Raw genomic sequence first — 26,922 nt, forward strand, 5'->3', positions numbered from 1 at the left:
TCCATTGAAGCATGAATGCTTTTAAGTGAATGAGTGGAAAGGCGGGTAGTCATGAGCAATACAATCATTAGTGAGTTAAAAGGGATTGTCGGCGAGAGTCATGTCTTAGACAATCCTGGGGATATGGCCCAATATCTTAAGGGAGATGGTAAGGCAACGGCTGTGGTTTTCCCTGGAGATACAGCGGAAGTCTCTGCTATCGTAAAGTTAGCCAATGCGCAAAACGTGAAGATTTCTGTCGCCGGTTTAGTCGCCGATACGAAGGATTTAGAGGGCGGAATCGCTCTGATTATGAATCGCATGAATAAAATGCTGGAGATTGACAGTAAGAATTTTGTGGCTACGGTACAACCGGGTATGCTTCACCAGGATTTTGTCCAACAGCTTGAGGCTGGTGGATACTTATTCCCTGTGGAACCCTATGCTATAGATAGCAGTTCCGTTGGCGGTTGCTTTGCTATCGGGGATTCTGATTCCAAATCCTTCAACTATGGTCCGACGAGAACCTTCATGATGGGGTTTGAAATGGTAATGCCGACTGGTGAGGTCATGTTCATCGGCAATAAGTGTATTAAGAACGTTTCGGGCTATGATTTTATACACTTTGCTGTGGGAAGCCAAGGAACCTTTGGCATCTTTACGAAAATCTTAGTTAAGCTCCTGCCTCAACCTGCTGCAAAAAAGGCTGTTATTGCCCGCTTTGATTGCATGGAAGAAGCCAATAAAACATTTAACATCTTGATTAAGCGTCACATTCATCCTGACCGGATGAATCTTGTGAGTGCTTCCTTAGCCAAAGAAATTCTTCCGGGTGAAGGACATCTAGTTCTCATCGATCTGGAGGGCTTCAATAATTCCGGTACGAAGCTAGCCAACGAGATCGAAGCTATTCTTTGCTTAGGCGGAGGTAAGGACGTTCAAATCATTACGGATAAGGAAGCCTATGAAAAGCTTATTCTGGGCTGGCTGAAAGTGCGTCAAATCATTAATAATGCACAGGAAAGTGTTCTGGAATTTGCGGTAGGTCCTATGAAGATGCCGCAAGCCTTGGCACAGCTAAAGGCAATGAATGGTGCCTTAAGTGCTTATCCCGGAGTCGTTGTCGAAGGACTTCTCGGAGCTGTCATGTTGATGCTGCCTGAGGGTACTGATAAGATGGCTCTTGCTCATAAAGTAAACAATATGGCCATGTCCTTAGGTGGTAATGTTACTGGCCTCCTTGGTCATAAGCTTATGTGTGAAGCGTTTAATGATGCACAGATGTGGTCGGAGACAACCGGTCTGCTCGACGGACTGCGGAAGCAATTCGACCCCAACGGTATTCTCAATCCCGGTGTAAAGCTGTTGGCTTAAGAAAGAAGGAGGGCTGAAAATGTTATCTCAAACAATTATTGATCGACTGACAGAGATTGTCGGAGAGAAAAATGTGGTGACTCGCCCCACAGATCTCTTCGCCTACGGTTATGACGGTACATTGCTCAGCGGTGACGCGGTGGGCGTTGTTTTCCCACAAAGTACCGACCAAGTAGTTGAGCTTGTCAAATATATGAATGAGCAAGATATTAAGATGGTTCCGCGGGGTGCTGGAACTAACGTTAGCGGTGGAACGATCCCTTCGGAGAAATCGATCGTAATCAACTGCACACGGATGACGAAGGTGCTAGAGATCGATACTGAGAATTTCGTTGCTGTCGTTGAGCCAGGGGTAGTTAACTTTGATTTGCAACAAGAACTGGAGAAGCACGGTTTTTACTATCCTCCCGATCCTTCTTCTTGGAAGGCTTCGACTTTGGGTGGCAATATCGGAGAGTGCTCCGGTGGACCACGCTGCTTTAAGTATGGTGTAACCCGTGACTCTATCTTCGGCTTGGAAGTCGTCCTACCCAATGGCAAAGTTATTCGTACGGGTGGACGGAACTTTAAAAGCGAACCGGGTCTTGATTTAACTCGCATCATTGTTGGTTCTGAGGGAACTTTAGGGTATGTCACTAAAGCCTATCTGCGTATTTTACCTAAGCCGACCACGAAAAAGACCATGCTGGCAGTATATAACAAAGTAGAAGATGCTTCACAGACTGTTGCGGATATCGTTGCAGCTGGAATTATCCCTACCACGTTAGAAATGATGGACAACTTGCTCATCAATACCACTGAGGATTATTGTCACGCTGGACTGCCTCGTGATGCTGGTGCTATTCTCATCATCGAGATCGATGGTTATCCGGAAGATATGGAGGAGCAAATCGCGACCATTCGCGGAGTCACTGAGAAAGCAAATGCCAGAGACTTCAAAATTGCTCAGTCTGCTGCAGAAGTAGACCAAATCTGGCTCTCCCGCCGGGTCGCTTTCGGATCGGTTGCCCGTGTTAAGCCTTGCTACTCGATTCAGGATATCACCTTGCCTAGAGACAAGTTCCCACAAGCGATTGAGGGAATTCTCAAGGTGGCTAAGGATTTCGATATGATTATCGGTATCGTGGCCCACGCCGGTGACGGCAATGTCCACCCCTTGGTACTCTTCGATCAGCGGAACGCTGATGAAGTTGAGCGGGTTCATGCTGCAGAACAAGCGCTGTGTGAACTAGCCGTCGATCTCGGCGGTACTATGAGTGGTGAGCATGGTATCGGGATTATTAAGAAAAAATATCTGGATAAGGAATTCACTCCGGAGGCGATGGAAACATTCCGGAAGCTGAAAAAAACCTTTGACCCTGCTAATCGCTTTAACCCAGATAAGATTATTTCTATATAAATTTAAAAAATAAAGAATAAATTTACAATTTAAAGAGTTAGTATATATAAACTATTAAAACCTAGTATAGGCCTGCGGGTCCGTGCTAGGTTTATTTATTTTCTCTTGGCTGTTGTCATCGTGTTTATTCTGATTCAGGCTTACATAATTCCTGGAGTTGTACCTCAGATTCCTGTCGAATAACCAAGCTGGAGAATAAACAAGTATTGTGATAAAATGATCTAGGAGCTTTTGGAAAAAAGCAACAATAAAGTGGGAGTTGATCGTATGGAAAAAAGATTATTTGACCTGGGTGAACTTGCAAAATTCGATGCTAATGTGCCGCAAAAAGTTGTTGTGTACCAATCAGAAAAGACTCTTGCAGCTATGTGGTGCCTAGAACCCGGACAAGAAGTATTCCTGCATATGCATCCCAACGCTGACGATGTTTGGATTTGTCTTGAAGGCGAGTCTGGACTGTACTTCGCGGGTGATGGTAAAGAAGTTCCCATCTCCAAAGGAATGGCGATTCTCGCTGAGCCAGGTCAAACACATGGCATGAGAAACACCGGTAAGGACCGTTTTGTTTTCATTGGTGTAGCTGCACCTGTACCAGTCCAAACTGAAAGATTAGATTGATTAAAAACCACATACTATAAATTAACTGAACCAAATGCTCTCGGTAGGAGGAGTGTGATACACTCATTTCGCCGAGAGCATTTTTAGGTATTTTTCTCGAAAATTAGGTTTGTCCCCCCGAAAAAGGAATAACAGGCTCGTAAATATAGATGAAAGCGCTAAACCGAATTCGGAGAAACAAAATTAATAATTGGGAGAGAGAAACTATGAAAAAACCAATCGCACTAATATTGGCAGCGGCCCTTATGGCTCTGCCGGTATCCCCAGTAATAGCTCTAGCAGATACCACAGAAGAGGCCACTGTAGTTTCCGCAGCAGAAGTCAATCCGGGAACTCTTCCTGACTCCCCCTTGTATTGGCTCGATGAGCTTGTAGAAAAATTGCAGGTTGCCCTGACTTTTGATTCTCAGAAAAAAATTAAACTCCTTGAGAAGCATGCTAATGAGCGAATGTCAGAAGTCTTAGCTTTGGCTGAGAAGGTGAATAGCGAAGAAGCAAAATCGGTAGCTACGGAGACAAAGGATTTGGAGGAGTCAGAGGAGCAAGAGAAATCCGTGGAATCCACCAACGAGCAGCAGGAATCCAAGGAATTAACGAAGGCCACAACTAGCTCCGCAATTGCAAATCCAGAACTAGAAAAGAAGCTCAAGGGGTGTGAGAAGGCTTTAACTCGTTATAATGAGAAAATCGCTCAAGCCCAAGAACTTTTAGAACAACTGGAAAACCCGGAATCAGAAGAATATAAGAATCTTCAAGCAGCTTTGGCAAAGGTTAATGCCAATAATGTGATCGTCCTAGGTAACCTATTAGAAAAACTTCCTCCTCAAGCTTCCCAAAGACTTGCTCTAAATATTGTCCGCTCCATGGAGAAGGCAGTAGATAAGATGGAAAAAATGGAGGCTAATCAAGAAGAGGAAAACATAGATGCTGTAGATAGTGTGGATACTGTAGATAATGTAAGCAAACCGGTAGAAGTAAAAAAGATCGCCCCGGTAGTTTCAGTGAGCGATACTCTAAAACAAGAGAATGTGAAAGTATCCGATGAGCTAGCCAAAGAAGAATACAAAGAACTTAGCAAGGAAGCAAAAGCGGCCTTAAAGCAGTTCCAAGAGGAATTAGGTTTAAAGGGTCCCGAGAAGGAGCACGATAAGGAAAAAGAAAAGTCTAAGGATTATGATCGTGATCGGGAGGAATGGAAAAAGGAATCGGAAAAATTCTACTCTGTCAAGAGCGACAATCGCAACCAACAAAAGGATCACAATGATAAGAATGACCTCGATCGTGACGACGATCGGGGGAATAAAAAAGGAAGCCGAGAGCGAGATTAAGGCTCTTGCAGAGTTTATCAATAAAGCTAATATATAAGCATTATATTTAAGCAAAATTATACGAAGAAAACAAGCCGTATCCTTAGATGTATGCGCAAAAAGGCCATTGCAAAACGGGCATAAAATCCGTCGAGCAATGGCCTTTATAATGTATGAAATGCAATAGCAACTTACGCTAAAAGATTTATAGGCATGGTCATAGATGTCGGCGTTGAAGTTTGAGTAAGTATTTTGTTGGACTGATAGGCTTGGACAGCCTGTTTGCCTAGGTGCTCTATATCAGCTTGCCTTAGGGAAGCAACCTGATCAAGTTTATTAGATAATGAAGCAGGAGCATCTTGATTTGATGGAGCATTACTCTTTTTTTGCACTTTTTCATGTTGAAGCTCTTGGTTTTGACTTTGGATTATTGAGTCTTGTCTTTGTATCTTCTGTTGTTGTTGCTGTACTTTCGATTGATATTTTTGCACATCCTGCCGCTGGCTCTGGATTTCTGATTGCTGCTTCTGGATCTCCGTTTGTTGGCTCTGAATTTTCGATTGTTGCAAAGTAATTAGACTCTGTAATTTTATAGTATATTGACTCGAATTATTAATGCCTGATAAAGTTAAGCTCATTATTTACTTCCCTCCTCTTTTACATCATAAAGAGCCCTCTATGAGAACGATAACATTCAAAATACTCTATGCGTTTTCTGATATATTTAAAGTTTATCATGTTTTTTCATTTTATTATTTCTTCTGTAAAAAACAACAGTTTTTAAAGCAAAAAAAGCATTGCTTCATCATTAAAAATGAAGAGATTAAATAATGTTATCATCTTTTATTAACTCGTCGTTTTTTACAAAAAAATTGTCGCTTTTACAAGATTAATATAATCCGTATCAATTTGTTGTATTCTATATATAAGGATAATTATCAAGGATGAATAAATTAGTATATTATGCAAGGAGGTATGAAAAAATGGGAACCCCGGTTTTAACGAATTACACTTCAACAATACCGTATCAATACAAAACCTTTGAAAGATTATCAAGCGGACTTAAGCTCAATGGAGCAGTAGATGGTTCTACCGCAGGCAAGATATCCATTGAAAAACTCAAAGAAGCGCAGCAAAAGGCTAGTAATTCACAAAGCGGATTAGGTATCAATGCAACAAATAACTATGGGGATAGTGTTACCATTTCAAAAGAAGCAACGGCAATGGCCACTCAGATAACTGCAAGTCAGTCATTGGCTACAGAAGGTAATAAAGTAGCTGGCATCAATACAATAGACTCATCTGTGGCTAGGGTACGTTCAGAAGCTGGGGAGACATATAAGCGAATGCATCAACAGTTTTCCAAGATGACGTTGAATACCGAGAATGCAGTGGCAGCAGAATCACGAATTAGAGATGCGAATATTGCAAAAGAGATAGAGGAATTAATATATGGTAAAACTATAAACCAAGCTTCGACGGGTATGCTGGCTCAAGCAAATCAATCGCCCCAGAGAGTTCTTCAGTTATTAGGTTAAGTTCTAAACATATGACAAGGGGCAATTCTTTAATACATCATGATGTGCAAAAGAATTGCCCCTAAACGTAAAAACCACCGATATAATAACAGTCGGTGGTTTTCTTCAGATCGATTTCATTTTATAATTAATGAAATAGTTAAGGGTGTGATAACATAAATGACACTATCTGTGGAAGGGGACTATTATGTTAATTATAGCTATTTGCGATGATTTAGAATTGGATAGGAACCATCTTGTAAATTTAATTCAAAATTATTGTAATCTATTATTCTATGATATTCGTATCAAGACATTCATCTCAGGAGAAGATTTGGTTGCATACTATGAGGATGAAAAGATGGGCTTTGATGTTGTTTTTCTTGATATCTATATGGGTGGAGATAATGGGATTAAAACAGCAGAAAAAATTCGAAAATTTGACTCCCAATGTAAAATCATATTTACAACAACCAGTACCGACCATGCGTTGGATAGCTTTAAAGTATTTCCCTTCAACTATTTAACAAAACCAATTACAAAAGAAGTATTTAACGTGATTTTTGAAAAAGCGATACTTAATATTGACAAGGAAAAACAAAAGATCTTAACGGTTAAAACAGAACATCATATAAAAAACATCTTGTATAAAGATATTACATTTATAGAGAGTGTCAGCAGGCAGATTCTCATACATACTACAGAGGGGACCGTCGTTAGTTACTTAAAACTTGATGAGGTTGAAATGAAACTCAATGATAAAAGATTTTTGCGCTGCCATAAAAGTTTTCTGGTCAATATGGATTATATAACAAGTGTTGAAGACTATTCATTTATACTTATAAATAACACAGAAGTCCCCATTAAGCAAAGAAGCTTTGCAAGTATTAAAAAAAATTACTACACCTATATCGTGGATAAAACTGATTTGAATAATCATCTGTAATATTGGGGGATTCCTATGACAATGTTTATATCTATAGGTAATTTGGGCGCTCTAGCGCTAACGATCCTATATTTACATATATTGCTATCACGTATAAAAAGCATCAAATTTTGTGTCGTGACACTAGTGATGTTAAATATTGCCATAAATTTTTGTGTCCATACATCCTATAATTTATTAGGAGACACTGCCCTGTTTAAATTTACATATTATTTTTTTGCATTTCTTAATATAATCTATATACATTTAGTGTTTAAAGAGTCATTTTCAAAAAAAGTGTTTACTTTTTTTAGTATTTGGGTGTTTACCAATACAAGCTTTTTTGTGAGTACGTTCATTGTGAATTCATTTTTTGCCCAAGATTTTGCCTTTTCTAAAACCATGATTATTTCAATCCGACTGTTTGTACAAGCTGCATTCCTTCCAATCTTATATTTTTATTTCCGGAAACCCTATAAAAATATGCTGGAAATTGTACCCGATAAAACTATAAATATTATGTGTGTCTATCTGATTTTAGGATTTCTTGTTTTAATTTATAATTATGATTTTAATTCAATGCATCTCACAAATATAAAAGTTTTATTAGGAACAGTGCTTTTTATAGTGTATGTGGTATTAGGATATGCTGTTGTGATGATTGCAGCAATATCGGTATCTAAAAACGTTTTACTTCAAGTAGAGTATAAGGTCATTGAAAATCAAGTCGAGTTTCAGCGTGAAAATTATAAAGCTTTAAATGAAGCTATTCAAAATATTTATGCTTTAAGGCATGATGCAAGACATCATATTTTATTTATCAAAACAATGATCGAAGAAAAGAACTATGATAAGGCGCTAGAATATATTCGGCAATTTAATGAACATGAGCTAAATAAGACGATCCCGACCTTATGTGAGAATTTTACAGCTGATTCTATTATTAAGTATTATATGAGCATTGCCCAGGAGAAGGGCATTGAGTTCAAAACTCAATTAACGATTCCTGAAGATATAAATATTAATAATCTGGATTTATGTGTTGTTTTAGGAAATTGTCTTGAGAATGCCATTGAGGCTTGTGATAGAATAATTGACCCAAGAAAAAAATACATTTACTTTCAATCCAAAATTCTTGGCTCCCATATTGTGTTTAAAATTACAAATAGCTTTAATGGAGAAATTTTAAGCTACAATAAAGGATTAATGTCTACAAAGGAAAAGCGTGGTCATGGTATAGGACTTGCTAATGTTCAAAACACAGTCAATAAATACAAGGGCAGTTTGGATTTTAAATACTCTGGTTATGAATTTAACGTTGATATTGTGATGAATATCGGTGTTTGTAGCTCTTAAAATAAAAAAAGCACACTCATTTAGTGTGCTTTAATCATCATAATGGTGCGAGAGAAGGGACTTGAACCCCCACGGTTTCCCGCTGGAACCTAAATCCAGTGCGTCTGCCAGTTCCGCCACTCTCGCATGTTTGAGCTGCACTCATGTTTGTGCTGCACGTATGATTATAGCTTAGTTCAGATCAAAAAACAAGCTTTTTTAAATGCGCAATCTCTGTTAAAATATGGGATATAGCATGCTTGATTTGAGAATATGCTATAATGAGTTACAATAAAAAAAGATAAGCTAAAGCCTAAGGGAGGACAATAGCGTGGAGGAGTTAAGGGTCTTAGTGTTTTCCGCTACCTTTGGAGCTGGTCATATTCGAGCTGCTGAGGCATTGATCGAAACCATAAGCGAAAAATCACCGAATGCTAAGATAACCCATTTAGATGTTGTTGCTTTCATAAGTAAAAGATTTAATACCCTTGCCAAGAATACATATATTAAATTGATTAAGCATACCCCAAAGCTCTACGGAATGTTTTATTATCGGACTTCTAAGATACGCCATGATTCACTGTTCCAACGATTTATCAATGTTTTGGGGCGTAAAGAATTTTTAGATTATATTAAAGAACTTAATCCTGATGTGATTATCTGTACATATCCGATTATTGGAGTGATATTAGGCGAGCTGCGCATCGGGGGAGTCTTAGATTGTAAGGTCGTATCTGTAGTAACAGACTATGGTGTACATAACCAATATATCCATCGTGGGGTAGACCTCTATATTGTTGGGTGTCAGGATGTCTATGATGGTCTTCGGGCGGAGGGAATTGCTCCAGAACGGATAAAAATCACCGGCATCCCGGTCAGTCCGAAGTTTGAAAAAGTTCTTAACCGAGAAGAAGTGACCCAGCGGCTGAATATCAAACCGATTCGACCTACTGTACTCGTCATGGGGGGAGCCTATGGGGTATTAGGTGGTTCAAAACAAATATGTAAGTTGCTCTTGAATTCAGAGGTATCATTGCAGATATTGGTCGTCTGCGGACGGGATGAAAAGCTTTATCGTACCCTCGAAGGTCTTGAAGGGCGTAATCCAATGATTTGTTATGGCTATATCAAGAACGTCGAGGAGCTGATGAGTGTCGCCGATTTAATTATTACCAAGGCCGGGGGGCTTACAGTTTCTGAATCTCTAACGAAAAAGCTGCCCATGGTAATCTTTAAGCCTATCCCTGGTCAAGAATCTGAAAATGCACACTTCTTAGAGAGGATTGGTGCCGCCAAACTAGCTAAAACTGAGGAGGAGCTTGAGGAAACCATCACCCACCTGCTTTGTCATCCGGAGGAGGTTGTGAGCATGCGTAAAGCTGCTGCCAATGCTTTGCCGGGTCATGCAAGTGAAAGGGCCGTTGAACATATCCTTGCTATACTCTAATAAAATGATGTATACTTTTTAAAATGAGGCTTTGAAGCCTTGACAACTTGATTTTAGGCATGCTGTCTGGTAGAATGGTCAGGAAATTTGTAATTAGTACCTTTGGATAAGTCCATCTGAAGCAAGTTTTTTTATTTGAAACCATGCTTTGAAGGGGAACGCAAGGTTCCCCTTTTAGCACTTGTTTGAAAAGCAGGAGTAGGCAACAAATGACGAAAAATGTCAAGTTTGCCTCTGGAAAATTTCGGACAAACTAGTTTTAGCATGAGGATGAATTGTTTTTTCCAAAGGAAGTATTAAGGGGGAGCACAGTAAATGTCAGTAAAAATGGAGAAAATAGAAAAAAATACAGTCGAGCTTGAAGTAACCGTCGATGCGAAAGTATTTAGCGCAGCAGTAAATAAGGCTGCCAAAGCATTAGCTAACAAAGTGAATGTTCCGGGATTCCGTAAAGGGAAAGCACCACGTATGATGGTTGAACGCTACGTAGGAACTGCCGCACTCTATAATGATGCTGCGGATGATATTCTTGGTGCGGAGTACATGAAGGCTGTAGATGAAGCGGGTATCGAACCGGTCGATCGTCCGGAGATCGAACTTGTCCAAATGGATGATGGCCAGGATCTGATTTTTAAAGCTAAGGTCACTGTGAAGCCTGAAGTAGAATTGGGAGACTATAAGGGTTTACAAGTCGAAAAATTAGCTGCTACGGTGACCGATGAGGAAGTAGAGCAAGATCTAGCTCGCAAGCAAGATCAACATGCTAAGATACTTAATCTTGAAGAGGGATCTGTTCAAGACAAAGATAATGCTAATATTGACTTTTCTGGTTCCGTCGACGGAGTTCTTTTTGAAGGAGGAACTGCTGAAGGATATGATTTAGTCATCGGATCTAATTCATTTATCCCAGGTTTTGAAGATCAATTAATCGGGGCGCAAATTGGACAGGAAGTTGATGTCAACGTTCGCTTCCCTGATGAATATCATGTTGAAGACCTTAAAGGTAAGGATGCATTGTTTAAGGTTAAAGTCAACAGAATTAAGAGAAAAGAACTCGCTGCTTTGGATGATGAATTCGCCAAGGATATTAGCGAATTTGAGACTCTTGATGAATTGAAAGCAGATTTAAGAGACAAACTGATGAAAGCGGCAGAACAACGTGCAGAAATGGAATACAAAAATGCTATCGTTGCTAAGGCCGTAGACAATGCAAGCGTCGAGATTCCAACAGCTATGATAGATAATCGTATTGGTATGATGCTCGATGATATGGCGCAAAATCTTTCTTATCAAGGACTGGACCTAGAAACCTATTGTCAGTATACGGGTACCAGTATGGATGATTTGAAGGAAAATGTACGCCCTCAAGCTTCAGAGAATGTCAAAAGTGAACTCGTTTTAGAAGCAATTGCTAAGGCAGAAGGAATTGAAGTATCCGAGGAAGAAGTTAATAGCGAATTAGCAAAACTCTCAGAACGCTATCAGACCAGTCCGGAAAATTTAAAACAGGCCCTCATGGCACGTGGCGAGATGGGCATGTATCGTCAGAGCTTAGTTTCCGAAAAAACGGTAAACTTCCTCGTCGAACAGGCATAGTCTATGTGCAGAGGTATTCTGTGCTAGAGAGGTGAGAGGAATGGCAAAGTACAACGACGAGAAGAACCAGCTTAAGTGCTCGTTTTGTGGAAAAACTCAAGACCAGGTTAAAAAGTTAGTTGCTGGCCCTGGTGTATATATTTGCGATGAGTGCATTGAACTCTGCAATGAAATCATTGAGGAAGAGCTCAATGAAGATTTAGGGATGGAGATTGGAGATATTCCCAAGCCCAAAGAAATACGGGCGATTCTCGACCAGTATGTGATTGGGCAGGATGAGGCCAAGAAGGCTTTGTCAGTTGCCGTTTATAACCACTATAAACGAATCAATCTGGGTATGAAGATTGATGATGTGGAACTCCAAAAGTCGAACATCGTAATGCTGGGGCCTACCGGATCAGGCAAAACGTTGCTTGCTTCAACGTTAGCCAAAGTTCTGAATGTGCCCTTCGCCATTGCGGATGCGACCTCTTTGACAGAGGCTGGCTATGTGGGTGAAGACGTCGAAAACATCCTCCTCAAGCTGATTCAAGCTGCAGATTATGATGTAGAGAAGGCTGAAAAAGGTATTGTCTACATTGATGAAATCGATAAAATTGCCCGTAAATCTGAGAATCCTTCCATTACCCGTGACGTATCCGGGGAAGGTGTGCAACAGGCACTTCTGAAGATTCTGGAAGGCACTGTAGCTAGCGTTCCGCCCCAAGGTGGTCGTAAGCATCCACATCAAGAGTTTATCCAATTGGATACCACGAATATTTTGTTCATCGTGGGAGGAGCATTTGATGGGATAGATAAGATTATCCAAAACCGGATCGGGAAAAAAGTGATGGGCTTTGGAGCTGATATCAAGGTTAAGGGAGAGCAGAATATCGGGGACTCGCTCCGAGAACTTCTCCCAGCGGATCTTCTGAAGTTCGGTCTAATTCCGGAGTTTGTCGGACGTTTGCCGGTTATGGTCAAACTGGACGCTTTGGACGAGGAAGCTTTGGTGCGGATTTTGACTGAACCTAAGAACGCTTTGGTGAAGCAGTATGAAAAACTCCTCGAGCTGGATGGTGTCGCCCTCGAATTCAAGGAAGATGCACTCCAAGGGATTGCGGAAGAAGCGATTCGACGCAATACCGGAGCGCGGGGGCTAAGAGCTATCATGGAAGAGGTTATGCTTAATGTGATGTATGACCTGCCCTCTCGTAGTGATGTGACCAAGTGCGTCGTCACTAAGGACGCCATCGCCAAGAAGGAAGAACCATTGCTCGTGACTATTGATAAAAGTAAGAAAAATAAAAAAGAAGAATCAGCATAAAAACTGAGGCAAGGATAACTCCTTGCCTCAGTTTTTTGCAAAAAGGGTCAGGTCCCTCTTTGCATTTTTTTATGGCCCAGATACCCACTCGCGTTATTAAAAGCTTCCTCATGGGCAATACTAGCAGGGTATGAAGTATTAGCCTTCAGGAGGGAATAGATACTATGGCTGGTTTAACCGGAATCGTCATGATGGTACAGTTTATCTTTGCCGTCATCATCGGCTTGTATTTTTGGGGCCTGCTTAAATCCCAACAAGGGAATAAGATCTCAATCGAGAAGGAATCAAAGAAGGAATTAGAAAAGTTAGAAAAAATGCGCAAAATTGCTCTTACCACTCCCTTGTCGGAGAAGACCCGCCCTACCCATTTTGAAGAAATTGTAGGGCAGATGGAGGGAATTAAAGCGCTCCGCGCAGCTTTATGTGGGCCCAATCCTCAGCATGTCCTTGTATATGGACCCCCTGGTGTGGGAAAAACGGCTGCTGCTCGATTGGTTCTAGAGGAAGCAAAAAAGAACCCTCTTTCTCCTTTTAAGGCGGAAGCCAAGTTTATCGAAATCGATGGGGCTACGGCTCGTTTTGATGAACGGGGGATTGCTGATCCCTTGATCGGTTCGGTCCATGATCCAATCTACCAGGGTGCCGGGGCTATGGGGATGGCAGGCATACCACAGCCTAAGGCTGGGGCGGTGACCAAAGCCCATGGGGGAGTGCTCTTTATCGATGAGATTGGAGAACTCCACCCTATCCAGATTAATAAACTGTTGAAAGTTTTAGAAGACCGCAAGGTTATTTTAGAAAGCTCTTATTACAGCTCTGAAGACACTAATGTACCTGCACATATCCACGATATTTTTCAAAATGGCTTGCCTGCAGACTTTCGTATGGTGGGAGCAACGACTCGGAGTCCGGAGGAAATTCCGCCGGCGATCCGCTCCAGGTGTATGGAGATTTTCTTTCGCTCTCTCTTGCCGGAGGAAATCGCCCAGATTGCGCGAGGCGCGGCAACTAAAATGGAGATTCCTATCACTATGAGCGCCCTCAACGTAGTCAAACAGTATGCTACGAATGGACGTGAAGCAGTCAATATCGTTCAACTAGCTGCGGGAGTGGCCCAAACGGATAAGCAGATGGAGATCAATGCAGCCACAGTGGAATGGGTAGTCACTTCAGGTCAATACGCCCCGCGGCCCGATCGCAAGATTCCTCTCGAGCCGGAAGCCGGTTTGGTCAATGGTTTAGCAGTCTATGGGCCGAACATGGGGATGCTTTTGGAGTTAGAGGTTACAGCCAATTCTGTAGCTCCCGGCACGGGTGAACTTTTAGTTACCGGCATTGTGGAAGAAGAGGAGCAGGGGAGTAACTTTAAGAAGACACGGCGCAAAAGTATGGCCAGAAGTTCGGTTGAAAATGTTTTGACAGTCATTCGGCGACAACTAGGGATATTTCCCCATAACTATGATATCCACGTGAACTTCCCGGGAGGGGTACCTATTGACGGGCCTTCGGCAGGGATTGCTATTGCAACGGCGGTTGTATCGGCGATTCGCAAAGAAAAGGTGGATAACTACCTTGCGATGACCGGTGAACTATCCATTCGTGGTGGAGTAAAGCCTGTAGGAGGGGTTCCGGCTAAGCTTGAGGCAGCACATCAAGCTGGTTGTCGTAGGGTCTTTATTCCTAAAGAGAATTGGCAGGAGCGCTTTAGGAACTTCGCGGAGGGAATGGAAGTTATTCCTGTGGAGACGCTCAATGAAGTCTTGGTGGGAGCCCTGCTGGCTGATCCCCAAAAAGAAAATGTAGCTACGCCGACACCTTTGGAGGAGGTATTGGCACGGCTGGATATTAACTCAAAAACATCTACCACTTCAGTCAATTTGCCTGAGCAAGGACAGTCGTGCTAGAATAGATGAAACAGAGAATGGCACACTAATAACGGTGTGCTTTTTCAGTCTATCTGAAAGAATAAAATGTGGTTATTATATGATTACCCGATGGGTAGGGAGGGAATTGAATGAGTAAAGAAAGAGAATTACCGTTGCTCCCCTTAAGAGGAATTATGGTCTTTCCGTACATGGTCATCCATCTAGATGTGGGGCGAGAGCGCTCCATGGCTGCTATTGAGCAAGCTATGTTGGATGATCGCATCCTGCTCTTGTCATCACAAAAGGAGACTGAGATTGATTCGCCCCAGCCGGATGACATTCATACAATCGGTACCCTAGCTGAGATCAAACAGCTTTTAAAGCTCCCCGGAGGGACGATGCGTGTTCTTGTGGAAGGGAAGCAGCGCGGAAAAATTCTCGAGTACATAGCGGAGGAGCCCTATTTTAAAGTGCGGGTTGAAGAAGGCGAAGAGGGAGTATACGATATTACTCCGGAAATCGAGGCCTTGACTCATGGGGTTATCCACCAGTTCGAAGAGTACGCTAAGCTCAGCAAAAAAGTCCCTCAGGAGACTTTGGGCACTGTTTTGGGTGTCGATGATCCCGGACGTTTGGCAGATATTGTGGTGTCCCATTTGAATCTAAAGATTGGGGATAAGCAAACCATCTTGGATGCTCTCGATGTAGCTGAGCGATTAGAGCGGTTAACAGAAATTATCATGCGGGAAAATGAAGTTCTTGAGCTAGAGCGTCGCATCGGTCTTCGTGTGCGCAAGCAGATGGAAAAGACTCAGAAGGAGTATTATCTGCGGGAGCAAATGAAGGCGATTCAAAAGGAATTAGGGGATAAGGACGAAAAGCAAGCTGAAGTTGAGGAGTATCGCGAGAAAGTTACTCAAGGAAAGTTTCCCAAAGAAGTGGAAGAGCGAGCTTTAAAGGAAATTGACCGTCTGGAAAAGATGCCCCAGGCCTCCTCGGAAGGAACTGTAGTACGTACTTATTTAGATTGGATTATTGCCCTTCCTTGGACGAAAATCAGCAAGGATAAGATGGATATCAAACGCGCTGAAAAGATACTTGATGAGGATCATTATGGTCTGGAAAAGGTCAAAGAGCGCATACTCGAATTCTTGGCGATTCGCAAGCTGACACCCAAGATGAAAAGTCCCATCATTTGCTTCGTGGGGCCACCGGGGGTAGGTAAAACCTCCTTGGCTAAGTCCGTGGCTAGTGCCCTTGACCGGAAATTTGTGCGCATGTCTTTAGGGGGAGTCCGTGATGAAGCAGAGATTCGGGGGCATCGGCGGACCTATATCGGGGCTCTGCCGGGGCGGATTATCCAAGGGATGAGGAACGCTGGAACAGCCAACCCTGTCTTTCTGCTCGATGAAATCGATAAGATGGCCTCGGACTTCCGCGGTGACCCGGCGTCAGCTCTGCTCGAAGTTCTTGACCCTGAACAGAACAATAGCTTTTCCGATCATTACCTGGATTTGCCCTATGATCTATCTCGTACCCTCTTCATTATGACAGCCAATACAGTGCATACCATTCCACAACCTCTCCTCGACCGGATGGAGGTTATCTCTCTAAGTGGTTACACTGAGGACGAAAAGGTCAATATTGCCAAACGCTATCTCGTGCCCAAGCAACTCAAAGCCCATGGGTTAAAGGCTGGCCAATTGGTGGTCGAGGACGAGATTCTCCTGAAGATCGTCCAAGGCTATACTCGTGAATCCGGTGTACGGAATCTAGAACGGCAGATAGCTAATCTTTGCCGTAAAGTCGCTACCCGGGTAGTGAAAAAGGAATGGAAGACCGAGACCCTGACTCTGGAGATGCTGGAGGAGCTCTTAGGAGCTCAGCGTTATCATTTTGAAAAGGCAAGACTTAAACCAGAAATTGGCGCAGCCACAGGTTTAGCATATACACAAGTGGGTGGGGATGTCTTAACCATTGAGGTCGTTCCATTACCCGGTAAAGGTCAGCTGACTTTAACCGGTAAGCTGGGAGATGTGATGAAGGAGTCTGCCTATGCGGGTCGGACCTTTGTTCGCTCCCATTCCCGTGAATTAGGGATACCGGATGATTTCTATGAAAAGACCGATCTTCATATTCATGTTCCGGAGGGAGCGATTCCCAAGGACGGCCCTTCAGCCGGAATTACTATGGCTACAGCTATCGCATCGGCTTTAACCAAACGGGCAGTGCCTTCGGATTTAGCCATGACGGGTGAAATCACTTTGAGAGGTAATGTCTTACCGATCGGTGGCGTCAAGGAAAAGGTCCTGGCGGCTCATCGGGCAGGAATCAAGAAAGTGATCTTGCCGGAGCAAAACCGCAAGGACTTAGAAGAAGTTCCTGAGAATGTCCGTGAGGAAATGGAGTTTCACTTTGTGAGTCGGATGGAAGAAGTAGCTCATATTGCCCTGCTACCTGTGGCCGAATCAGAGGAATACTTAGGGACCAGGAATCGATTCCCGATCATGGGAGAAGGGGAAATTACCTCTGTGCCAACGCCGGATCATCCAGTGTCTTGATGCCGTGCCTATATCGCAAATGGATCTTAAGATTTTGCTTACAGTGTTCGCTAACTTGAGTGAACAATAATCAAGGATTTAAAGCACGGGGCGTGTGGCTCCGTGCTTTTTGAAGAGTTTTGGGGTAGAGGAGTATGTCATGTGATTACCATTCGTAAGGCGGAATTTATTACTTCTGCTGTCAATAGTAAAGGGTACCCGGAGTTAACTGGACCAGAGATCGCTCTGGCGGGACGTTCCAATGTGGGTAAATCCTCATTGATCAACAAGTTTATTAATCGCAAGAATCTTGCCCGGACGGGAAACACCCCGGGCAAGACGCAGATGATTAATTTTTATCGGATTAATGAGGAATGGGGATTTGTGGATTTGCCGGGATACGGTTATGCCAAGGTCTCCAAAGAGCTCAAGGCCAACTGGGGTAAGATGATGGAGGAGTATTTCTCCTGGAGGGAGAATCTAAGGGCTGTTATTCAGGTCGTAGATATTCGTCATATCCCTAGTCTTGAGGATGAAGAGATGCATGGTTTTTTGCGGAATCGGGGACTACCGGTGCTTGTGGTCGCTACCAAGGCTGATAAGATTTCTAAGGGACAATGGGCAAAGCATTTAAGTCAAATTGCTAAAGCTCTGAATATTCCAGATTGGCATATGATCATCCCCTACTCAGCAGAGACTGGAATAGGGGTTCCTGAGCTGCATCAAGCACTTGAAGAAATACTTGCTATGACAGAGGAAGATGTAGAAATAGGCGAACAAGAAACAGACGTCTGATAGTTTGACGAAAAAAATAATATGGAGACTTTTCGAGATAATGAGAAGGCTTCCCTCTGAATATACATTATGGGGATAGAATAGATTGAATTCCCGAAAGTGTAGGTAAGGAGTGGAAGCCTTTTGAGCGATTTAGTGACGATGGTTATCGGTCTGGGGATAATATTAATGTCGGCTGAGGTCTTCACCAACGGTGTGGAGTGGCTGGGGAAACGGCTCAATCTAGGTGCCGGTGCGGTTGGGAGTGTGTTGGCGGCAGTGGGTACAGCCTTGCCGGAGACCATGGTTCCGATTATTGCCTTTTTGGGTATAAGCGGTGGCGAAGAACTAGCCGACGTGGGAATCGGGGCGATTTTAGGTGCCCCCTTTATGTTGGTTACCTTAGCCTTTTTTATTTCCGGGGTGGCAGTTTTGATTTTCCGGCGTAGCAACAAGCCCTTGTTCATTAACACGGCTGTGATTAAGCATGATCTTGCCTTTTTCTTAGTGGTGTATGGATTAGCAATTGCAGCTTCTTTTTTACCGAATCATCAAATGAAGTTGGCTGTGGCTGCTCTTTTGCCTATGCTCTATTTAATTTATGTGGCTAAAACTGTGTACAACTGCATAGGAACGGATGAATGCGGACATTTAGCGCCTCTTTATTTTGCTCAACGCCATTCTAACCCTTCCCTTGCCATTATTCTTTTCCAGTTGAGTTGTGCTTTGCTGGGAATCGTGGCAGGGGCGAATGTTTTTGTGGGAGCTGTGCAATCCGTTGCTCAAATGACAGGGATTCCAGCCTTTATATTGTCCTTGATTATTACCCCAATTGCGACAGAGCTTCCGGAAAAATTTAATAGTGTTATCTGGTTGCGGAGAGGCAAGGATACTTTGGCTTTGGGAAATATTACGGGGGCAATGGTTTTTCAAAGCTCCGTGATTCCGGCCTTAGGTATAGCCCTAACGCCATGGAAACTGGAACCCCTCGCTTTATGGAGCGCCCTATTGGCTATCGGTTCGGGTTTTTTTATTTATTCGACGATACGGCGAAGGGGGTCCCTTTGTCCTCTGCATTTGCTGGCGGGGGGAGGATTTTATTTGTTCTTTATCATCACTCTGCTTCAGTCTCAGCTTCACTGATCAAGGGAGTCTTAGGAGCTTCACAACCGCAGAAATGCATTTTCGCATCTGCTAAGCATTGGTAATGCCGCTCTTCATCGGCAGCGATTTGCAGGAGGATGGTTTGGATCTGGGGAATAGGGATTTTTTCGGCTAGGTCGGTATAGTGTTTTGCAGCAGTGGCTTCATCTTTCATGTTGTAGTCAAGGATGGCACAGAGGTCCGTGCTGTAATTTAGGTAACGAGAACGCCAATCAAACCAGCGCCCCTTACTGAAAGCACCATAGCGGGGATCTAAACCCAAAAAGCGGATACACCAAGCCAATTGTTCTAAATGGCGTAGCTCGTCATAGGCAAGAGGTCTTAGGAGCTCGTCGAACTCCGGACGATCTAGGACCACGGCTTGGTACAGGTAGGTAGTTACTGCGGAAAGCTCAGAATCTTTACCGGCATAAACATCGAATAGCAGCATGGCATAAGTAAAGTTAGGCTCGGATAGTTCTCCGGGCGTCATATCTTGGTATTCAGAGGTGGGTAACAAAAGCACCTGACCAGGATAAATGCGGTCTGGATGCTTAAGATGATTGAGATTGATAATTTCGGACATTTCCACCTTATAAGCATTGGCAATTTTATAGATACTGTCCCCAGGTTGCACGACATAGCGGGTGTAGTCCATGGAAAATCCCCCTTTCCTTGATTATTACTATATTCACAGGCAGGTGAAGATGGTAAAGGTAGAATGTTCCATTCATCTTTGGCTTTCTATGATTTCACGCATGAATGGGACAGGTTTAACATAGATATGTAGTAAAGAATGGAAGGGAGCGATCGGCGTGGGAAATTCGATCCTTAAGGGGATGAGTGCCGCTCTATTAGTCACCGTCATTACTTTACTTGCGGGATTATTTTGGACAGCCATGGGATTTACGGGCTTATCGACCACAATGTTGATGGATATTGGCCTAGTATTAAGCTGCCTTGCAGCAGGCTATGTGACGGGGAAGGCAAGCGGGCAGTGGATTTTAGGGGGGGCATCTAGTCTAGGCTATATCTTGCTTTGTGTTTTTTTGATTGCCCTTTTTTTAGAGCTGAGTGCGTGGGGAGTTATCCAGATTTTAGCTGAAGGTGGCTTAATTGGGATTCTTGCCGGAGCCTTTGGAGCGGGTCGCGAGGGAAGTGCATTACAATCCTCACGAAGAGCGCCCCGGTTCTATACATGGGGTGATGATTATAGTGGTAGAGGGACCTATAGTGGCTCGGCTGGACGAGCCAGTGCGTATGATGAGTGGGATAATCATGTGGATGATTGGAACGACTTCTTGGAAGAAGATCGAAAGGTCTCCTACAAGGAAGCACCCTCATTTCGGCAAAGAGAATTAAAAAAGCAGGACCGACAGGTTAATTTTACTGAAGAGGATTGGGAGTACAATCAAGGCGAAGAGGAAAACAAGTACTCTTCTAATCATCGAAAAGCATGGTGGGAAGAGGATGTCCTTTAGTATAGAATTTGGTAAGGGTCGCAGACTATAAGTAGGTATCAATATAGTTTGTAAAGGAATGGTTATGTGAACAGCGGCCTGGTCTATTTTGGTCTTGGTGTAGTAGCTAGCTTTCTTGGCTGGATGCTTTTAGTGTTGATAGCGCTCTTCTTAGGCAAACGTTTTTTTCGATCGGGGGTGCAGCGGATTTTCGATCTTGTGGCAAGTAGGTTATTATCAGATCCTTTTTCGGAAAATCTACTTGAGCTATGGAGTGCTGTGCAGAGAACTTCCTTGCAAAACATCATTCATATAAGTTTGCGAGCAGAAACAGGAAAAATTATTAAAAGGCCTTTAGGCAGTCCGAAACCCTTTAACCATTATGATAATCTCTTATTTGTTCCGGCCCAACTTGTGCGCTCCCCTATCGAAATCGGTGTCCCAGTGGATTTATCTGTAACCCTCGGCCCTAGAGCTGAAATACCGATGACCCTGCCGATTCCCTTGATGATTGGCGGCATGGGCTTCGGGGTGGGCTTAAGTGAACAAGCGAAAGTTGCTTTGGCCAAAGCAGCTAAACAATTAGGGACAGCCACAAATTCTGGGGAAGGTCCCTTTTTGGCTGAGGAGAGGGAGGCGGCGGGAAAGTACATCTGGCAAGTCAGTCGTCATGACTATGGACGAAATCCGCAAGCAATAGCAGCGGCTGATATGATTGAAGTTCAGATGGGACAGGGGGCGCGCCTGGGTGGGCATATAATTGAGCCACATGAAATTAAAGGGAAGGCCCGGAAGATCATGGGGATTTCACCTGTTGCCTCTCTGAAGGGTTACGCAATTTTCCCTGATATTGCAAATCCTCAAGATTGGCCGCGTTTCATTAGGGATTTGCGTAAAGAGGTGGGGGGAAAACCCATTGGGCTTAAGCTCATGGGTGGGGGAAGGCTTGAGGCAGATTTAGCAATCGCCATCGAGTCAGGTTTTGATGTCATTTGCGTTGGTGGGTCACAGGGGGGGACAGCCGCATCCTCGCCTACCATCAGTGATGACTTTGGCATGCCGAGTATCAATAATCTTGTCCGTGCACAACGATACCTTAGAGAACAGGGGGTAAGGCATGAGGTGAGCCTGATTGCCGCAGGAGGATATGCTACTCCCGGTGAATGCTTAAAGGCCCTCGCTTTGGGTGCTGATGCCATCTATGTTGGTACGGTGCCTCTTTTTGCCCTAGTACATAAACAAATTGGCAAGGTGATGCCATGGGAACCTTTGACACAGCTAGTTTATTATGATTCAAAATATAAGAATCGATTGGATGTCGAGCTGGCGGCACAGAGTGTGGTGAAGGTAATAAATTCTTTCATCCTGGAAATGGAGGAAGGGATTCGAGCCATGGGTAAAAAATCGATTGCTGATCTTGGCCCTCATGACCTAGTGGCACTGGACCAATGGACGGCTGAGTTGACCGGGGTACCGAGAGCTTAAAGTGAAGGGAAAAGAGAAAGAAAGTTGAAGTGAAGACAAAAGTCAAGGTCAAAAACGAGGGTATGGAAACGAAGATCAAAAGCACAAGTGAAGTCTCAAAGTGCAATAAAAAGCAGATACTGACTTAGTTCATCAGTATCTGCTTTGTAAATGTAATCAATATTATTAGTTCAATCTAAACTTACGAGCTGCCTGTTGGAGGTCCATGGCTGTATCGGATAGCTCTTGTGCAGAGGAATGAATTTCTTGCATGGCAAGCATTTGCTCAGAGCTACTGCTGGCGACCTCCTCAGTCTGAGCGGTTGTTTCTTGACAGACAGCGGAGACCTGGGTAACTTCATGAGCAATGATGTCGGAACTTTGAGTTATCCCGCGGGATAAGGAAGAGATCTTTTGAATTTGCTGACTAAGTGTTTGCGTGCTTTCTTTGATCCGGGTAAATGCTTCTTGAGCATTATGGATAGCCTTAGCCCCGCTTTGAACAACACCTTTTTCGGAATCCATACTGGCGATAGCTTCATCTAGGCTGTTTTTAATATCGAAGATAATAGTCTCGATCTGAGCGCTTGAGAGAGTAGATTGTTCAGCAAGTTTACGAACTTCTTCAGCAACCACGCTAAAGCCCCGTCCATGTTCTCCAGCCCGGGCAGCCTCGATAGCTGCATTTAAGGCTAAGAGATTGGTTTGATCAGAAATGGCCTTAATGGTTTCTACAATCGAACCAATAACAGTGGATTTTTCGCCTAGGGCGGCAATAATCACTGCCGTGCCATCTACGGAATTATGTATATGATCCATCTGCTGATTGACTACGTTCATGGCGGTATCGCCATCTTCTGCGAGTTGTAATGACTGTTGGGAGGATTGATCGGCTAAATGGATGTGATCTTCAATCTGGCGAACTCCATGGGCCATGGATTGGATGTTTGTCATTATGTTTTGCACACTATTGGCTTGGGTTTGTGACCCGATAGCCACTTGCTGAAGAGATGAAGAAACGAGCTGGGCAGATTGTGTGGTAGATTTGGATTGGGTTGATAAGACATGCGTGGAATCGGCAAAAATATCTGCGCTATTAGTAATACCACCAACCAAGGAACGAAAATTCTCGGTCATTTCATTTAAGGAAGCACAGAGAGTTCCTAGCTCATCTTTTTGTCCCATGCTGTAAATGGTTGCCGTGAGGTCACCCTTGGCTACCTTTTCAGCAAAGACAACGCTATGTCTTAGAGGGGTTGCAACTAAGAAGGATATGTAAAGACCATAAAAAAGAACAATAATACCAGCGGTTACTAATAAACCAAGATAAAGTCCAATGTTCTGTTCAAGATCGGCTCCTGTCCTAACCATGTAGTAGATTGCTCCACCTGCTGAAATGGTGATCATGGCATTGATGCCAAAAGCCAATGCCAGCTTTGACGACACGGATAAATTAAACCACCATCGAACAATCCTAGAGTGCTTGAAGAAAAATTCGCTTATTTTGTTTAAGAAATGTTCCATTCCGACCCTCCCCTGCAAGATTTGTTTCTATTTACATCTTTCAACATATTACCATTCCATATTGTATCATAAGAATTTACAATTGTGGAGTGAAGATTTTGAAAACATTCTTTCTAAATACTGGAAAAAAGTAAACACACTAAACACACTAAACACACTAAACACACTAAACACACTAAACACACTAAACACACTAAACACACTATATACGTCAAATACATAATAAAACTGAGAATGCCTTTTGACATTATCCTTGTATAAAGATATAATAAAAAATATTAATAGTAAAACCCGAGGAATGTGAGGAATAGCTGAACCGGCGGCTTAGAGAGGAAGACAAAGGCTGAAAGTCTTTCCCGTTTGGAGGTTAGGGTCGCACAGGAGGGGCAGGGGCGAATAGGGTAGCCCTTGACGGTTTGCTCGTTATCGCATTTTAGAGTGCAAAGAATTTAATTCTTTGAAAAAAGGTGGTACCGCGAGTCCTTCGTCCTTTAGTGGCTGAAGGGCTTTTTTGTTATATTTTCTATATATGAAAGGAGCATTACGAATGTCAGAGGACTTAAAAATGGAAAAGGTCTATGACCCAAGTCAAGTTGAAGGGAAATGGTATCCCTATTGGGAGGAAAAAGGTTATTTTCATGCGGATGTAGATAATGCCAAGGAACCCTTCAGTATCGTCATGCCCCCACCGAATGTCACCGGTGCTCTGCATTTAGGACATGCGATCGATAGTACAATCCAAGATATCCTTACCCGTTTTAAAAGGATGCAGGGCTACAATACCCTATGGCTTCCCGGAACGGACCATGCAGGCATTGCCACCCAAGCCAAAGTGGAGGAACAGTTGGCCAAGGAAGGCACCAATCGCCATGAACTTGGTCGAGACAAGTTCCTAGAACGGGTTTGGGACTGGAAAAGAGAGTATGGAGGAAGGATTACCGGACAACTTCGCCGCCTCGGTGCTTCCTGCGACTGGTCGAGGGAACGCTTTACGATGGATGAGGGATGCTCCGAGGCCGTACGGAAGGTTTTTGTAGATCTCTATAATAAAGGCTTGATTTACCGTGGCAATTATATCGTCAATTGGTGTCCCCACTGCCATACCACGATCTCCGATATTGAAGTTGAGCATGTGGACCGGGAAGGACATCTTTGGCATCTGCGCTATCCTGTAAAAGATAGTGAAGAATTTTTAGTGGTAGCGACCACGCGTCCGGAAACCATGCTGGGCGATACTGCAGTTGCTGTTCATCCGGAGGATGAACGTTATCAACATCTGATCGGTAAGACTGTGCTGCTACCTTTAATGAATCGGGAAATCCCCATCATTGCCGATGACTATGTGGACCGAGAGTTCGGGACAGGGGCGGTCAAGATTACCCCGGCACATGATCCTAATGACTTTGAAGTGGGTCTGCGCCACAATCTGCTCTCTATCTCAGTCATGGACCGTGAGGCAAACATGAATGAGGAGGCCGGGAAGTACCAAGGGATGGAGCGCTATGCCGCGAGGAAGGCTATCGTCAAGGACCTTGAGGACCTGGGAGTATTGGTGAAAGTCGATAATCATCAGCATGCTGTAGGAGAATGTTATCGTTGCTCTACAGTAGTTGAACCCATGGTCAGTAAGCAATGGTTTGTTAAAATGGCTCCCTTAGCTAAGCCGGCTATGGAAGTGGTAAAGGAAGGGCTAATGGAATTCGTCCCTGATCGTTTCGCCAAAATCTATCTGGGTTGGTTGGAGAATATCCGGGATTGGTGCATCTCTCGTCAGCTGTGGTGGGGTCATCGGATTCCAGTCTGGTATTGTGAAGATTGCGGGGCAGAGATCTGCGTGCAGGTCGATCCGGAGAGTTGCCCAAAATGCGGTTCCAAACAGCTTAAGCAAGACCCGGATGTCTTGGACACTTGGTTTTCTTCCGGGTTATGGCCCTTCTCAACCATGGGTTGGCCGGAAGATACCCCGGAGTTGAAGCAGTTCTATCCCACATCAGTACTTGTGACCGGGCGGGATATCATCTTCTTCTGGGTAGCCCGCATGGTTTTCATGGGTCTGGAATTCATGAAGGATGTTCCTTTTAAGAAAGTTATGATTCATGGTCTTGTCTTGGATGCTCAGGGTAGGAAAATGAGCAAATCCTTGGGTAATGGTGTCGATCCCCTAGAGATCATCGATCAATACGGCGCCGATACCCTGCGGTTCATGCTTATTACCGGCAATACTCCGGGTAATGATCTGCGTTTCCATCCTGAGCGCTTGGAGGCGACTCGAAACTTTGCTAATAAGATTTGGAATGCCTCGCGCTTTGTGCTCTTCAATCTGCAGGACTTTGCGGAAGGCCCACGGGGCGACCTTAAGCTAGAAGATCGCTGGATTCTCTCACGCTACGAAGAGACCATCGATGAAGTTACTGCGGCCCTTGATCGCTTTGATCTGGGTGAAGCTGCTCGTCTTCTCTATGAGTTTATTTGGAATGAATTCTGTGATTGGTATATCGAACTGGCTAAAGGTCGACTCTATGATAAAGAGCATCCGGAAGCACGTCATACTGTCCAGTCGATTCTCCTTGAGGTTTTAGAAGGAACGATGAAGCTATTACATCCCTATATGCCCTTCATTACGGAGGAGATCTGGCACAACCTACCGGTCACTGGGGAAAGCATCATGATTCAAGCTTGGCCTCAAGTCAAAGGATATCAAGACAGCTCGGCTGAGAAACAAATGAATCAGATTATGGAGGTCATTAAAGCTATCCGCAATATCCGTGCCGAGATGAATGTTCAACCCGGTAAAAAAGCCGAGATTATACTCGTTGCCCCAGAGCAAGAAACCTTAGGAGTTCTAGAAATGGGCAAGGATAGCATTCGACTTTTAGCCGGTGGTTCTCAAGTTGATGTGGTGGCGAGTTTGGAGGTTAAACCAGCTCAAGCTGCCAGTGCAGTTCTCGAGGGTGTTGAGGTTTACCTCCCCTTACGTGGACTCCTCGACCTCGACAAGGAAATCGCCCGCGTCGAAAAAGAAATTGCCCAAGCCTTCCAAGAGCAAAGCCGTCTGGCCGGAAAGCTTAATAACGAAGGCTTTGTCGCTAAGGCCCCAGAACAAGTTGTAGCCAAGGAGCGGGAGAAGCTTGAAGGAATCAACGGACGTATTGGGGCGTTACAGGTTCGCTTGGCTGAGTTGAAGGAGGCGTAAGCTGCGTTCGCTTCTAGGCAGGTCTTAATAGAATAGTTTTTTGGGTAAAGCATGCTGGTTTCTATGGGAATTAGCATGCTTTGCTTGTTTGGGGTCTCTGAAAGAGTCTGTCTCCAGGATATTGATTTGCACCGGTCACTCAGTAAGCTGCGCGCA

At 43.8% G+C, this 26,922-nt stretch carries 20 protein-coding genes, 1 tRNA gene and 1 other annotated feature; of the genes, 17 read left to right on the plus strand and 4 right to left on the minus strand.

The features are described from left to right. Positions 1 to 51: 51 nt before the first annotated feature. The 4 genes from AAC978_RS01805 (at position 52) to AAC978_RS01820 (ending at position 4,698) form a co-directional block, all read left to right on the plus strand. Complete coding sequence (locus tag AAC978_RS01805; RefSeq protein ID WP_341546244.1) at positions 52 to 1,353, plus strand: FAD-binding oxidoreductase; 1,302 nt, start codon at positions 52 to 54, stop codon at positions 1,351 to 1,353. A 19-nt stretch (positions 1,354 to 1,372) separates the two neighbouring features. Then, positions 1,373 to 2,752 (plus strand): FAD-binding oxidoreductase, encoded by a 1,380-nt coding sequence (locus AAC978_RS01810; protein WP_341546245.1) that lies wholly within the window; start codon positions 1,373 to 1,375, stop codon positions 2,750 to 2,752. A 267-nt stretch (positions 2,753 to 3,019) separates the two neighbouring features. Further along, entirely contained in the window at positions 3,020 to 3,370 is a 351-nt protein-coding gene (locus AAC978_RS01815; RefSeq protein WP_341546350.1) for a cupin domain-containing protein, read from the plus strand. A gap of 206 nt (positions 3,371 to 3,576) precedes the next feature. Then, positions 3,577 to 4,698, plus strand: coding sequence for a DUF5667 domain-containing protein (locus tag AAC978_RS01820; RefSeq protein WP_341546246.1), 1,122 nt, complete (start codon positions 3,577 to 3,579; stop codon positions 4,696 to 4,698). A 170-nt stretch (positions 4,699 to 4,868) separates the two neighbouring features. Here the strand turns inward: AAC978_RS01820 and AAC978_RS01825 are convergent, their stop codons facing one another. Continuing rightward, on the minus strand, positions 4,869 to 5,315 hold the full coding sequence (locus AAC978_RS01825; protein WP_341546247.1) for a hypothetical protein: 447 nt from the start codon (positions 5,313 to 5,315) through the stop codon (positions 4,869 to 4,871). A 345-nt stretch (positions 5,316 to 5,660) separates the two neighbouring features. Between AAC978_RS01825 and AAC978_RS01830 the strand changes: the two genes are divergently transcribed. The 3 genes from AAC978_RS01830 (at position 5,661) to AAC978_RS01840 (ending at position 8,475) form a co-directional block, all read left to right on the plus strand. Continuing rightward, the gene (locus tag AAC978_RS01830) at positions 5,661 to 6,215 is read left to right on the plus strand and encodes a flagellin (protein WP_341546248.1); all 555 of its coding nucleotides are present in this window, start codon (positions 5,661 to 5,663) and stop codon (positions 6,213 to 6,215) included. A 187-nt stretch (positions 6,216 to 6,402) separates the two neighbouring features. Continuing rightward, positions 6,403 to 7,140, plus strand: a complete 738-nt coding sequence (locus AAC978_RS01835) for a LytR/AlgR family response regulator transcription factor (protein WP_341546249.1) — start codon at positions 6,403 to 6,405, stop codon at positions 7,138 to 7,140. 339 nt (positions 7,141 to 7,479) lie between these two features. Then, positions 7,480 to 8,475 carry a sensor histidine kinase gene (locus tag AAC978_RS01840; RefSeq protein ID WP_341546250.1) on the plus strand — a complete coding sequence of 332 codons (996 nt, stop codon included), beginning with the start codon at positions 7,480 to 7,482 and terminating at the stop codon, positions 8,473 to 8,475. 43 nt (positions 8,476 to 8,518) lie between these two features. On the opposite strand, the gene AAC978_RS01845 is transcribed toward AAC978_RS01840, so the two are convergent. Continuing rightward, positions 8,519 to 8,601 (minus strand) — tRNA-Leu (locus AAC978_RS01845). A 184-nt stretch (positions 8,602 to 8,785) separates the two neighbouring features. On the opposite strand from AAC978_RS01845, the gene AAC978_RS01850 reads away from it, so the two are divergent. The 7 genes from AAC978_RS01850 to AAC978_RS01880 all read left to right on the plus strand — a co-directional run bounded on the left by AAC978_RS01850 (position 8,786) and on the right by AAC978_RS01880 (position 19,125). Further along, positions 8,786 to 9,901, plus strand: a complete 1,116-nt coding sequence (locus AAC978_RS01850; protein ID WP_341546251.1) for an MGDG synthase family glycosyltransferase — start codon at positions 8,786 to 8,788, stop codon at positions 9,899 to 9,901. A 315-nt stretch (positions 9,902 to 10,216) separates the two neighbouring features. Further along, on the plus strand, positions 10,217 to 11,497 hold the full coding sequence (gene tig, locus AAC978_RS01855; RefSeq protein WP_341546252.1) for a trigger factor: 1,281 nt from the start codon (positions 10,217 to 10,219) through the stop codon (positions 11,495 to 11,497). 40 nt (positions 11,498 to 11,537) lie between these two features. After that, positions 11,538 to 12,803, plus strand: coding sequence for an ATP-dependent Clp protease ATP-binding subunit ClpX (clpX, locus tag AAC978_RS01860; protein ID WP_341546253.1), 1,266 nt, complete (start codon positions 11,538 to 11,540; stop codon positions 12,801 to 12,803). A 164-nt stretch (positions 12,804 to 12,967) separates the two neighbouring features. Continuing rightward, positions 12,968 to 14,707 (plus strand): ATP-dependent protease LonB, encoded by a 1,740-nt coding sequence (gene lonB, locus AAC978_RS01865; RefSeq protein ID WP_341546254.1) that lies wholly within the window; start codon positions 12,968 to 12,970, stop codon positions 14,705 to 14,707. Positions 14,708 to 14,817: 110 nt separating this feature from the next. Next, on the plus strand, positions 14,818 to 17,229 hold the full coding sequence (gene lon / locus AAC978_RS01870; RefSeq protein WP_341546255.1) for an endopeptidase La: 2,412 nt from the start codon (positions 14,818 to 14,820) through the stop codon (positions 17,227 to 17,229). Positions 17,230 to 17,370: 141 nt separating this feature from the next. Further along, entirely contained in the window at positions 17,371 to 18,003 is a 633-nt protein-coding gene (yihA, locus tag AAC978_RS01875; protein WP_341546256.1) for a ribosome biogenesis GTP-binding protein YihA/YsxC, read from the plus strand. A gap of 123 nt (positions 18,004 to 18,126) precedes the next feature. Then, a complete protein-coding gene (locus AAC978_RS01880; protein WP_341546257.1) occupies positions 18,127 to 19,125 on the plus strand; it encodes a sodium:calcium antiporter in 999 nt (332 codons plus the stop codon). Here AAC978_RS01880 and AAC978_RS01885 read toward each other — a convergent pair. Further along, positions 19,097 to 19,783, minus strand: coding sequence for a ferritin family protein (locus AAC978_RS01885; RefSeq protein ID WP_341546258.1), 687 nt, complete (start codon positions 19,781 to 19,783; stop codon positions 19,097 to 19,099). The two genes, AAC978_RS01880 and AAC978_RS01885, sit on opposite strands and share 29 nt — an antisense overlap. Before the next feature lie 157 nt (positions 19,784 to 19,940). Here AAC978_RS01885 and AAC978_RS01890 point away from each other — a divergent pair, with 157 nt between their 5' ends. Then, complete coding sequence (locus AAC978_RS01890) at positions 19,941 to 20,606, plus strand: YrzE family protein (RefSeq protein WP_341546259.1); 666 nt, start codon at positions 19,941 to 19,943, stop codon at positions 20,604 to 20,606. A gap of 123 nt (positions 20,607 to 20,729) precedes the next feature. Then, the gene (locus AAC978_RS01895) at positions 20,730 to 22,070 is read left to right on the plus strand and encodes an FMN-binding glutamate synthase family protein (protein WP_341546351.1); all 1,341 of its coding nucleotides are present in this window, start codon (positions 20,730 to 20,732) and stop codon (positions 22,068 to 22,070) included. Positions 22,071 to 22,235: 165 nt separating this feature from the next. On the opposite strand, the gene AAC978_RS01900 is transcribed toward AAC978_RS01895, so the two are convergent. Beyond that, positions 22,236 to 23,573 carry a methyl-accepting chemotaxis protein gene (locus tag AAC978_RS01900; RefSeq protein ID WP_341546260.1) on the minus strand — a complete coding sequence of 446 codons (1,338 nt, stop codon included), beginning with the start codon at positions 23,571 to 23,573 and terminating at the stop codon, positions 22,236 to 22,238. Positions 23,574 to 23,858: 285 nt separating this feature from the next. Beyond that, positions 23,859 to 24,068 (plus strand) — a binding site (T-box leader). A 52-nt stretch (positions 24,069 to 24,120) separates the two neighbouring features. On the opposite strand from AAC978_RS01900, the gene AAC978_RS01905 reads away from it, so the two are divergent. Next, a complete protein-coding gene (locus tag AAC978_RS01905) occupies positions 24,121 to 26,766 on the plus strand; it encodes a valine--tRNA ligase (RefSeq protein WP_341546261.1) in 2,646 nt (881 codons plus the stop codon). The last annotated feature ends 156 nt before the right edge of the window (positions 26,767 to 26,922 follow it).

The organism is Desulfitobacterium sp. THU1, assembly GCF_038181555.1.
In the GTDB taxonomy this organism is placed as follows: domain Bacteria; phylum Bacillota; class Desulfitobacteriia; order Desulfitobacteriales; family Desulfitobacteriaceae; genus Desulfitobacterium.